The following is a 10,963-nucleotide window of genomic DNA, read 5'->3' as shown; positions in this document are numbered from 1 at the left end:
ATGCTCGAGTGGATCAGGCTGGAGATGGAGCGGCCGACGAGCACGGCAGCCGGGTTGATCGGCAGCGACCGCATCCGGTCGACGATCCCCTTGTCGAGGTCGGCGGTCAGCCCCAGCGCCACGATGAACGACGCGAACGTGATCGTCTGGCCCATGATCCCGGCCAGGAGCCACTCCCGGTAGCCGGCCTGCGAGTCAGTCTGGATCGAGGCGCCGAAGACGTAGGCGAAGAGGAGCACGAACATCACCGGCTGGATCGTGACGTCGAGCAGCATCTCCGGCATACGCTTGATGTGCGTGAGGTTGCGACGCGTGATCACCAGCGACTGGCGCAGCAGGCCACCGCGGGAGACGCCGACCTCACGGGCAGTGGTCGTGCTCATGCCAGGACCTCCTCGGTCTCGGTGGCCTGATCGTCCTCGGCCCGGTGGCCGGTCAGGTGCAGGAAGACGTCGTCGAGGCTCGGTCGCTTGAGACCGAGGTCGTCGAGCTCGATGCCGCTGTCGGCGAAGACTCCGGCGATGCGCGTCATGTCGGCGAGGCCGTTGGCCGCAGCGGTGATCTGGCGGGCGGCCGGATCGACGTGGAGCTCGGCGATCGAGGCGCGGACCAGGCGCTCGGCCTGCTCGAGGTCGCTCGCATGCGACACGGTGACGACGATCGACGCCTTGCCCGCCGCGTCCTTGAGCTGCAGCGGGGTGCCGTGGGCGATGACCGTGCCGCGGTCGATGACCACGATGTCGTCGGCGAGGTGGTCGGCCTCCTCGAGGTACTGCGTCGTGAGGAGCAACGTCGTGCCGTCGCGGACCAGGTCGCGCAGGACCGCCCAGAGCTCGACGCGGCTGCGCGGGTCGAGGCCCGTCGTCGGCTCGTCGAGGAAGAGCACCGGCGGGTGGGCGATGAGGCTGACCGCGAGGTCGAGCCGACGCCGCATGCCACCGGAGTAGCCCTTGGCGATCCGGCCTGCGGCGTCCGTCAGCGAGAAGCGCTCGAGCAGCTCGTCGCCGCGCCGCTTCACCTCTGCCGTCGGCAGGCCGTAGAGGGAGCCGATGAGGCGGAGGTTCTCCCGGCCGGTCAGCAGCTCGTCGACAGTCGCCGCCTGGCCGGTGAGCCCGAGCCGCGCCCGGACCTGCCCCGGGTGCTCGCGCACGTCGAAGCCAGCGACGCGCGCCGTGCCTGCGGTGGGCTTGGTCAGTGTCGTCATCATCCGGACGGTCGTGGTCTTGCCCGCGCCGTTGGGCCCCAGCAGACCCGTCACCGTCCCCTCGGGGACGGCGAAGCTGACACCGTCCACAGCCACGTTGTCGCCGAACTTCTTGACGAGGCCATCAGCCTCGATTGCGGGTGCCCCCCGGCCATTGGTGGTCATGATCACGACGCTAGCGGCGCCCACCGACAACGGCATCCGACTTTCGTTCCTACACTTGCGCCCGTGCCCGCTACCTCCGCTCCCGCCGTCGAGATCGACGGCCTCGTGATGCGGTACGGCGACAAGGTCGCCGTCGACGGACTCTCGCTCACCGTCGAGCGCGGCTCCATCACCGCCGTCCTCGGTCCCAACGGGGCCGGCAAGACCACCACCCTCGAGACCTGCGAGGGGTTCCGCAAGCCCCAGGGCGGCACCGTCCGCGTGCTCGGGCTCGACCCGGTCAGCCAGCGCCGCGAGCTGCTCCCCCGCATCGGCGTCATGCTGCAGAGCGGCGGTGCGTGGTCCGGCGTACGCGCGGTGGAGATGCTGCGGCACATCGCGTCGCTGCACGCGCACCCGCTCGACGTCGACATGCTGGTCGAGCGCCTCGGCCTCGGCGACTGCGGCAAGACCCCCTTCCGCCGCCTGTCCGGAGGCCAGCAGCAGCGTCTCGGCCTGGCGATGGCTGTCGTCGGCCGGCCCGAGCTGGTCTTCGTCGACGAGCCGACCGCGGGCATGGACCCCGCCGCCCGGCGTACGACGTGGGAGCTGTTGCAGGAGCTCAGGGCGGATGGCGTGACGATCGTCCTCACGACGCACTATCTGGAGGAGGCCGAGCGCCTCGCCGACATGGTCCACATCATCGATCGAGGCGCACTGGTCGCCTCCGGCACGCCCGAGGAGCTCACGCGCGGGTCGTCGGCAACCGTGCGGCTCGTCGTGGACCGCGAGCTCGAGACGTCCGCGTCCGACGCCCTCCGCGCCTCGATCGACGACTGGAGCCGCACCCACGGGGTCGATGTCCAGTCGATCAGCTTCGGATCCCGCACGCTCGAGGACGTCTTCCTCCACCTCACCGGACGGGAGCTCGAGTCATGACCCTCGACCAGCGGGGGACCTTCGCCCCGGCGCCCGGCGCCGCACCACTGCTCCAGCAGGTGCGCGCCCAGGCAGCGATGGAGACGAAGCTCCTCCTCCGCAACGGCGAGCAGCTGCTGATCGCGCTCGTCATCCCCGTGCTCGCACTGGTCGGCGGTGTCGTCGGGGCAGAGCGGCTCGGACTGGAGTTCGACCGCCGCGTCGTCGACGTGCTCACCCCCGGCGTGCTCGCGCTCGGCGTGCTCTCCACGTCGTTCACCTCGCTGGCGATCGCCACGGGATTCGAGCGGCGCTACGGGCTGATCAAGCGCCTCGGCGCCTCCCCGCTCCCCCGCCACGGCCTCCTGCTCGGCAAGGTGGTCGCGCTCTTCGGTGTGATGGTCCTGCAGGCGGTCGTGATCTCTGCCGTCGGCCTCGCGCTCGGCTGGGAGCCGGGCGGTGGTGTGATCGGGGTCGTGGTCGCCCTCTCGGGCGCTTTCCTCGGCACCCTGGCGTTCGCCTCGCTCGGCCTCTTCATGGCCGGCACGCTGCGCGCGGAGGCCACCCTGGCCGTCGCCAACCTCGTCTATCTGCTGCTCATGCTCGGCGGCGGCGTCGTCCTCCCCTACGACTCGTACGGCGGAGGCGCGGGTGTCCTGCGCCTGCTGCCATCCGGGGCACTGGGTGAGGTCATGCGCTCCGGCCTCGCCGACGGTCAGTGCGACACGCTCGGCATGTTCGTGCTGCTCTTCTGGGCCATCGCCGGCGGTGTGCTGGCTGGCAGGTTCTTCAAGTGGGAGTGAATCCGATGACCACCAACGCCCGGAGCCGGGTGGCGAGCTGGGGCGCGAGGTACGCCGCCTGGTGCCGTGCACACGTCACCGGTATCGCGCTCGCCAACCTCGTCGCCAACATCAGCATCGTGGTGACCGGCGGCGCGGTCCGTCTCACCGACTCCGGTCTCGGCTGCCCGACCTGGCCGCGGTGCACGGACTCGTCGTACGTCCCGCACGGCGAGCTCGGACTCCACGGCGTGATCGAGTTCGGCAACCGGATGCTCACCTACGTGCTCGCTGCCATCGCGATCTCCTGCGCCATCTCCCTGTGGCAGCGGCGGGACGTGGCGCGCACCTTGGCGATCACGATCGCCCTGGGTATCCCCGCACAGGCGATCCTCGGCGGCATCACCGTGCTGACCGACCTCAACCCGTGGATCGTCGCCGGCCACCTCCTGGTCTCGATGGTGATGATCGGCCTCTGCGTGTGGCTGATCGACGAGCTCGCCGGGCCGTCGCGGGCTGCTGCCTCGTCACTCACCCGCACGCTGTCGTGGGCCACCCTCGCGGTCGGCGCGGTCGTGCTCTGGCTCGGCACCGTCGTCACGGGCTCCGGCCCCCACTCGGGCGACCTCGAGTCGAAGCGCACCGGACTCGACCCGCAGGTCGTCTCCCACGTGCACGGGGTCTCGGTCTGGCTGCTCGTCCTGCTGACCGTCGCGCTGATGGTGCTCGCCGCCCGCAGCACCGAGCGCACGCTCGCCTTCTTCGCGTCGGTGCTGCTGGGCGTCGAGCTTGCCCAGGGCGTCCTGGGCTACGTGCAGTACTGGCTCGACCTGCCCGAGCTCCTCGTCGGCCTGCACATGCTCGGCGCCGCCCTGGTCGCCGCGGGCCTCGCCCGCGTCGTGCTCACCACGCGCGCCCGGCTCTGACGCGCGGCATGCGCGGCGGGCGCGACTCGCCGTGGGCGCTGCGAGAGCATCGACGGGGCTGGTCAGCGGGTGATCAGCGGGTCGATAGCGACGGCTACGAAGAGCAGGCTCAGGTAGAGGTTGCTGTGGTGGAAGAGCCGCATCGGCTTGATGTCGGAGAGCGACTCGGTGCCCTTCGCGCGGCCCCACATCCGGTGCGCCTCGACCAGGAAGACGACGCCGAGGACGAGCGCGGCGGACGGGTAGAACCAGCCCAGGTCGCCGATCGGCCAGAGCGCGAGCGAGGTCGCCACCATCACCCACGAGTAGAGGACGATCTGGCGGCCCACCTCGGCCGCGGGCTTGACGACCGGGAGCATGGGGACGTCGACGTTCGCGTAGTCCTCGCGGTAGCGCAGCGCCAGCGCCCAGGTGTGCGGCGGCGTCCAGAAGAAGACGACCAGGAAGAGCACGATCGGCGTCCAGGCCAGCTCGCCGGTGACGGCGGTCCAGCCGATGAGCGCCGGGAAGCAGCCGGCGATGCCACCCCACACGATGTTCTGCGTCGTACGCCGCTTGAGCAGCATCGTGTAGACGAAGACGTAGAAGGCGTTGGCGCCGATCGAGAGGCCCGCGGAGAGCGGGTTGACGCCCCACCACAGGATCGCCGTCGACAGCACGGCGAGCACCGTCGCGAAGACCAACGCACCACGAGCTCCGACGATGTGGCGCGGGAGCGCGCGGCGCCGGGTGCGACGCATCTGCTCGTCGATGTCGCGGTCATAGACGCAGTTGTACGCCGACGCGGAGCCGGCGCTCAGCGTGCCGCCGATGACGGTCCACACCACGAGCATCAGGTCGGGGATGCCGCGCGCTGCGAAGAACATCACCGGCACGGTGGTGAGCAGCAGCAGCTCGATGACGCGGGGCTTGGTGAGCCCGACGTACGCCGCCACCACGTCCTTCCACGTCGGGGGTCCGTCGTCGGTCGTCACAGCCGGAAGGGGCTGGTCCACGCCCGGGGCGGGCTGGTCGACGTGGGTCACGGATACCTCTGGGGAACGGGGTGGGATGCGGGTCGAGTCTAACGGCACGACCGACTAGGCTCGGACGTGATGCCCCGACCGGGCAACGTGCCGATTGTCACCCCTCAGGAGAGGACCCTCGTGAGCTCCACTGCCACGCCGCTGGACTGGACCGATCTCGACCGGGCGGCGGTGGACACCGCGCGTGTGCTCGCGATGGACGCGGTGCAGAAGGTGGGCAACGGCCACCCCGGCACCGCCATGAGCCTGGCGCCGGTGGCGTACCTGCTCTACCAGAAGGTGATGCGGCACAACCCGGCCGATCCCGCCTGGATCGGGCGCGACCGCTTCGTCCTCTCCTGCGGCCACTCCTCGCTCACACAGTACGTCCAGCTCTACCTGGGCGGCTTCGGTCTCGAGCTCGAGGACATCAAGGCGTTCCGCACGTGGGGCTCGAAGACCCCCGGCCACCCGGAGTACGGCCACACCGCCGGTGTCGAGACCACCACCGGTCCCCTGGGCCAGGGCATCGCGACCGCGGTCGGCATGGCGATGGCCGCTCGTCGCGAGAAGGGCCTCTTCCACCCCGACGCCGTTGACGGCGCCTCGCCGTTCGACCACGACGTCTTCGTCATCGCGTCCGACGGCGACCTGCAGGAAGGCGTGAGCGCCGAGGCCTCCTCGATCGCCGGCCACCAGCAGCTCGGCAACCTCACGGTCATCTACGACGCCAACCGGATCTCCATCGAGGGTGACACCGACGTGTCGTTCTCCGAGGACGTCGCGGCGCGCTACGCGGCGTACGGGTGGCACGTGCAGCACGTCGACTGGACCAAGGGTGGCAACCACGCCGACGGTGCCGGCTACCACGAGGACGTCGAGGGGCTCTACGCCGCGATCCAGGCGGCGCGGGGCGAGACGGAGAAGCCGTCGATCATCGTGCTCAACACGATCATCGCGTGGCCTGCTCCCAACGCTCAGAACACCGAGGCCTCCCACGGCTCCGCGCTGGGCGACGCCGAGGTCGCTGCGACCAAGACCCTCCTCGGCTTCGATCCGGACCAGACCTTCGAGGTCCGCCCCGAGGTGCTCGAGCACACCTGCGGCCTCGTCGCCCGGGGCAAGGAGGCCGAGCAGGCCTGGACGACCTCGTACGACGCGTGGGCCTCCGCGCACCCGGCCGAGCTCGCGATCCTCGAGCGGACGAAGACCCGGGCGCTTCCCGAGGGCCTCGCCGAGGCGCTCCCGGTCTTCCCGGCGGACGCCAAGGGCGTCGCGACCCGCTCGGCGTCCGGCAAGACGATCAACGCGATCGCGCCGCTCATGCCGGAGCTGTGGGGTGGCTCGGCCGACCTCGCCGGCTCCAACAACACCACCATCGAGGGCGTCCCGTCGTTCCTCCCCGCCGCTCACGCCACCCACGACTGGAAGGCCGACCCGTACGCGGGCCGCGTGCTCCACTTCGGCATCCGCGAGCACGCGATGGGCGCCATCCAGAACGGCATCACGCTCCACGGTGGCACCCGCGTCTTCGCCGGCACGTTCCTGCAGTTCGCGGACTACATGCGCCCGGCGGTCCGCCTCGCGGCACTGATGAAGGCGCCGACGATCTACGTCTGGACCCACGACTCCGTGGGCCTCGGCGAGGACGGCCCGACCCACCAGCCGGTCGAGCACGCCGCCGCGCTCCGCGCGATCCCGCACCTCGACGTCGTCCGTCCGGCCGATGCCAACGAGACGGCCGCCGCGTGGCTCGCCGTCCTGCGCAACACCGACCGTCCGGCCGGCCTGCTGCTGAGCCGCCAGAACCTTCCGACGTTCCCCCGCGGCGAGCAGGGGTTCAACACCACCGAGCACGTCGACAAGGGCGGCTACGTCCTCATCGACGCCGAGGGTGGCGAGCCCGACGTCGTGCTGATGGGCACCGGTTCCGAGGTGCAGCTCGCGGTCGCCGCGCGCGAGAAGCTGGCCGAGCAGGGTGTCCGCGCCCGCGTCGTCTCACTCCCCTGCATCGAGTGGTTCAACGCCCAGGAGCAGGCCTACCGCGATGCGGTCATCCCGCCGACCGTGAAGGCCCGCGTCTCCGTCGAGGCGGGCATCGCCCAGGGCTGGCGCGAGCTGGTCGGAGACGCCGGACGGATCGTCTCGATCGAGACCTTCGGTGCCTCCGCCGACGCCACCCGCATGTTCACGGAGTACGGCATCACCGCCGACGCCGTCGTCGCCGCGGCCCAGGACAGCATCGCCGCCGCCACCGCCTGACACGCCACCAGCGGGCCTCCGCCCGCCCACAGAGGAGAAGGATCACCCATGTCCGAACGACTCGAAGCACTCGCCGCCGCCGGAGTATCCATCTGGCTCGACGATCTCTCCCGGGAGCGCCTGGAGACCGGCAACCTCGCCGACCTCGTCAAGAACTCCTCCGTCGTCGGGGTCACCACCAACCCGACGATCTTCGCCGGCGCGCTCTCCGACGGCGAGCGCTACGACTCCCAGCTGCGCGAAGAGCACGCCCGTGGCATCAGCGCTGCCGAGGCCATCTTCGAGCTCACGACGGAAGACGTCCGCAACGCCTGCGACGTGCTCGCTCCCGTCTACGCCGCCAACCCGTACGACGGCCGCGTCTCCATCGAGGTCGAGCCCGGTCTCGCGATGGACACCGAGGCCACCATCGCCCAGGCGAAGCAGCTCTGGGCCGCGGTCGACCGCCCCAACGTGATGGTCAAGATCCCGGCGACCGAGCCCGGCCTTCCCGCCATCACCGCGGCCATTGCCGAGGGCATCAGCGTCAACGTGACGCTGATCTTCTCGCTCGAGCGCTACCGCGCCGTGATGGACGCCTACCTCGCCGGCCTCGAGCAGGCGGCGGCGAAGGGCATCGACCTGTCGACCATCCACTCGGTCGCCTCCTTCTTCATCTCCCGTGTCGACTCCGAGGTCGACAAGCGCCTCGACGCGATCGGCACCGAGGAGGCGACGGCCCTCAAGGGCAGGGCCGCCCTCGCCAACGCCTGGGCCGCGTACGCCGCGTACGACGAGGTCTTCGCCGGCGAGCGATTCGCCGCCCTCGCGGGTGCCAACCGCCAGCGGCCGCTGTGGGCGTCCACCGGCGTCAAGGACCCGGCGTACCCCGACACGCTGTATGTCTCCGAGCTGGTCGTCGACGGCTGCGTCAACACGATGCCGGAGAAGACGATGCAGGCCTTCGCCGACCACGGCCAGGTCACGGGTGACACCGTCACCGGCCGGGGCGCCGAGGCTGCTGAGGTCTTCGAGCGGCTCGCTGCGGTGGGCGTCGACTTCGGCGACGTCCTCGTCGTCCTCGAGCGGGAGGGCGTCGAGAAGTTCGTGACGTCGTGGGACGAGCTGGTCGAGACCGTGACGGCCCAGCTGGCGGCGGTCGGCTCGTGAGCCAGTCCCCGGTCGACGCGACGCAGACGGCGGCCTGGGCACGGCTCCGGTCGCACGCCGACGGCTTCACGCCGGACCTCCGTGGCTGGTTCGCCGAGGACGACAAGCGCGTCAGGCGGATGACCTTCCAGGCGGCGGACCTCCACGTCGACCTGTCGAAGGCCCTGATCACCCCCGAGATCGCTGCGGCGCTGCTCGCGCTCGCCGACGAGGTCGGCCTCTCCGAGCGCCGCGACGCGATGTTCGACGGCGAGCGGATCAACGTCACCGAGAACCGCGCCGTGCTGCACACCGCGCTGCGCGCACCGGCCGATGCGACGGTCATGGTCGACGGCAAGAACATCGTGACCGACGTCCACGCGGCTCTCGAGCACATGTACGCCTTCGCCACCGAGGTCCGTTCGGGCGAGTGGAAGGGCGTCACGGGCCGCCGTGTCCGCACGGTCGTCAACATCGGCATCGGTGGCTCCGACCTCGGACCGCTGATGGCCTACGAGGCGCTCGCGCCGTATCGCCACGGCGACCTCGAGGTCCGCTTCATCAGCAACATCGACCCGACCGACGCCGCGCTCAAGCTGGCCGACCTCGACCCGGCCACGACGCTCTTCATCGTTTCCAGCAAGACCTTCACGACCCTCGAGACGATCACCAACGCGCGGCTCTGCCGAGCCTGGCTGCTCGACAACCTCCGGGCCCGCCGTACCTTCCACGGCACTGACGAGGAAGCGGTCTCCCGGCACTTCGTGGCCGTCTCCACCGCGCTCGACAAGGTCAAGGAGTTCGGCATCGACCCGGCCAACGCCTTCGGCTTCTGGGACTGGGTGGGCGGCCGCTACTCCGTCGACTCGACGATCGGCACCTCGCTCGCGATCGCGATCGGCCACGATCGCTTCGCGGAGTTCCTCGGCGGAATGCACGCGATGGACGAGCACTTCCGCACCACGCCCATCGAGCGCAACGTCCCGGCACTGATGGGCCTGCTCAACGTCTGGTACCGCAACTTCCTCGATGCGGGCACCCACGCCGTCCTCCCCTATGCGCAGCTGCTGCACCGCTTCCCGGCGTACCTCCAGCAGCTGACGATGGAGTCCAACGGCAAGTCGGTGCGGTGGGACGGCACGCCCGTCAGCTCCGCCACCGGTGAGGTCTTCTGGGGCGAGCCGGGCACCAACGGCCAGCACGCCTTCTATCAGCTGCTCCACCAGGGCACCTCGATCGTGCCGGCCGACTTCATCGCCTTCGCCAACGCTCCTTACCCCCTCACCGACGGCGACACCGACGTCCACGAGCTCTTCCTCGCGAACTTCCTCGCCCAGACCCAGGCGCTCGCCTTCGGCAAGACCAAGGCCGAGGTACGCGCGGAGGGCACGCCTGAGCCGATCGTCACCGCCCGGGTCTTCCCCGGCAACCGGCCGACGACGTCGATCATGGCGCCCGCGCTCACCCCGTCGGTGCTCGGCCAGCTGATCGCCCTCTACGAGCACATCACCTTCACCCAGGGTGCGGTGTGGGGTATCGACAGCTTCGACCAGTGGGGCGTCGAGCTCGGCAAGCAGCTCGCCAAGCAGATCGTCCCCGCCCTCGGCGACGATGAGGAAGCACTCGGCGAGCAGGACGCGTCCACCCAGGCCCTGATCGACTACTACCACCAGCACCGGGTCCTCTGATGGGCATCTCGGTCGAGGTGGCGGACGACGCCACGACCCTGGTCGCCACGGTTGCCAGCGCGCTCACCGATCGCCTGGCGAGCCTGCAGGCAGAGGGCCGCGTCCCGCGCGTGGTCCTCGCCGGCGGCAGCATCATCGAGGAGCTGCACCGCGCGATCGCCACCGCGCCAGGCACCGTCGACTGGTACGGCGTCGAGTTCTGGTGGGGCGACGAGCGGTACGTCGACTCGTGGAGCTCCGAGCGCAACTGCGCGGCTGCCCAGCGCGACCTGCTCACGCCCCTCGGCGCCTCCCCTGATCTCGTGCATGTGCCGCCGGCGATGGAGTCTGGCCAGCCGGTCCAGGATGCCGCCGCGACGTACGCCCAGGAGTTCCCCTCCGCGGACTTCGACGTCGTCATGCTCGGCATGGGCCCGGACGGGCACACGTGCTCGCTCTTCCCCGGCCGCGAGGACGATGTGCTGTCCACGCGGGACGCCGTCGCGGTGGTCGACTCCCCCAAGCCCCCAGCACTGCGGCTCTCGATGACCCCCGCGCGCCTGTCGCGCTCGACCGAGGTCTGGCTCGTCGCCTCCGGTGGGGCGAAGGCGGAGGCCGTCGCTGCGGCGCTTGCGCCCGCGGGTGGCACCGTGGACCCCGTCGAGGTGCCCGCAGTCGCTCCACGAGGCCGTGAGGCCACTGTGTGGTGGCTCGACCGCGAGGCCGCTTCGCTGCTCTGAGCTGCCAGCAGAGGGATGCGCAGCGCGGCGACCCCTCCGGCCTGGCGCGAGCGACGCCGACGGCTGAGGACGGGACGGCGCGTCCTTGCACAGGTGCGAATCCCCGCGACACTGTGCGCGGATGACGCCCCACCCGTTCCCGGCAGCCCCGGAATGAACGACGGGTGGTCACCACATGGGTGACCACC

At 70.6% G+C, this 10,963-nt stretch carries 10 protein-coding genes; 7 read left to right on the top strand and 3 right to left on the bottom strand.

Annotated elements, in window-relative coordinates; translation table 11 throughout:
- Both VLF38_RS13270 and VLF38_RS13265 read right to left on the bottom strand, forming a co-directional pair.
- The coding region (locus tag VLF38_RS13270) for an ABC transporter permease (protein WP_325271719.1) at positions 1 to 383 on the bottom strand (383 nt) is incomplete at its 3' end.
- Entirely contained in the window at positions 380 to 1,369 is a 990-nt protein-coding gene (locus VLF38_RS13265) for an ATP-binding cassette domain-containing protein (protein WP_325271718.1), read from the bottom strand. The genes VLF38_RS13270 and VLF38_RS13265, both read right to left, overlap by 4 nt.
- A gap of 108 nt (positions 1,370 to 1,477) precedes the next feature.
- Between VLF38_RS13265 and VLF38_RS13260 the strand changes: the two genes are divergently transcribed.
- Genes VLF38_RS13260 through VLF38_RS13250 form a run of 3 tightly spaced genes read left to right on the top strand, consistent with a single transcriptional unit; the run spans position 1,478 to position 3,974 of the window.
- Positions 1,478 to 2,287, top strand: a complete 810-nt coding sequence (locus VLF38_RS13260; protein ID WP_414689397.1) for an ABC transporter ATP-binding protein — start codon at positions 1,478 to 1,480, stop codon at positions 2,285 to 2,287.
- Positions 2,284 to 3,069, top strand: coding sequence for an ABC transporter permease (locus tag VLF38_RS13255; RefSeq protein ID WP_325271716.1), 786 nt, complete (start codon positions 2,284 to 2,286; stop codon positions 3,067 to 3,069). The genes VLF38_RS13260 and VLF38_RS13255 overlap by 4 nt, the downstream gene beginning before the upstream one ends.
- Positions 3,070 to 3,074: 5 nt before the next feature.
- The gene (locus VLF38_RS13250) at positions 3,075 to 3,974 is read left to right on the top strand and encodes a COX15/CtaA family protein (RefSeq protein WP_325271715.1); all 900 of its coding nucleotides are present in this window, start codon (positions 3,075 to 3,077) and stop codon (positions 3,972 to 3,974) included.
- A gap of 62 nt (positions 3,975 to 4,036) precedes the next feature.
- On the opposite strand, the gene VLF38_RS13245 is transcribed toward VLF38_RS13250, so the two are convergent.
- A complete protein-coding gene (locus tag VLF38_RS13245) occupies positions 4,037 to 4,999 on the bottom strand; it encodes a heme o synthase (RefSeq protein WP_414689396.1) in 963 nt (320 codons plus the stop codon).
- 120 nt (positions 5,000 to 5,119) lie between these two features.
- Here VLF38_RS13245 and tkt point away from each other — a divergent pair, with 120 nt between their 5' ends.
- Genes tkt through pgl form a run of 4 tightly spaced genes read left to right on the top strand, consistent with a single transcriptional unit; the run spans position 5,120 to position 10,775 of the window.
- Positions 5,120 to 7,240: a transketolase gene (tkt, locus tag VLF38_RS13240; RefSeq protein WP_325271714.1), complete on the top strand. Its 2,121-nt coding sequence runs from the start codon at positions 5,120 to 5,122 to the stop codon at positions 7,238 to 7,240.
- Between the two features lie 48 nt (positions 7,241 to 7,288).
- Positions 7,289 to 8,389: a transaldolase gene (gene tal, locus VLF38_RS13235; protein ID WP_325271713.1), complete on the top strand. Its 1,101-nt coding sequence runs from the start codon at positions 7,289 to 7,291 to the stop codon at positions 8,387 to 8,389.
- Complete coding sequence (gene pgi, locus VLF38_RS13230) at positions 8,386 to 10,056, top strand: glucose-6-phosphate isomerase (protein ID WP_325271712.1); 1,671 nt, start codon at positions 8,386 to 8,388, stop codon at positions 10,054 to 10,056. Before tal ends, pgi begins: the two co-directional genes overlap by 4 nt.
- Complete coding sequence (gene pgl, locus VLF38_RS13225; protein WP_325271711.1) at positions 10,056 to 10,775, top strand: 6-phosphogluconolactonase; 720 nt, start codon at positions 10,056 to 10,058, stop codon at positions 10,773 to 10,775. The genes pgi and pgl overlap by 1 nt, the downstream gene beginning before the upstream one ends.
- Positions 10,776 to 10,963 lie beyond the last annotated feature (188 nt).

Origin of the sequence: Nocardioides sp., assembly GCF_035481145.1 — a bacterium.
GTDB lineage: Bacteria > Actinomycetota > Actinomycetes > Propionibacteriales > Nocardioidaceae > Nocardioides.
The sequence above is the reverse complement of the archived record's forward strand: the minus strand, read 5'-3'. Positions and strand labels throughout refer to the sequence as shown.

Bases quoted from the DNA above. Each gene is read 5' to 3' on its own strand.
- VLF38_RS13265 (WP_325271718.1), bottom strand. From the start codon at position 1,369: ATGACCACCAATGGCCGGGGGGCACCCGCAATCGAGGCTGATGGCCTC.
- VLF38_RS13260 (WP_414689397.1), top strand. From the start codon at position 1,478: ATGCGGTACGGCGACAAGGTCGCCGTCGACGGACTCTCGCTCACCGTC.
- VLF38_RS13255 (WP_325271716.1), top strand. From the start codon at position 2,284: ATGACCCTCGACCAGCGGGGGACCTTCGCCCCGGCGCCCGGCGCCGCA.
- VLF38_RS13250 (WP_325271715.1), top strand. From the start codon at position 3,075: ATGACCACCAACGCCCGGAGCCGGGTGGCGAGCTGGGGCGCGAGGTAC.
- tal (WP_325271713.1), top strand. From the start codon at position 7,289: ATGTCCGAACGACTCGAAGCACTCGCCGCCGCCGGAGTATCCATCTGG.
- pgl (WP_325271711.1), top strand. From the start codon at position 10,056: ATGGGCATCTCGGTCGAGGTGGCGGACGACGCCACGACCCTGGTCGCC.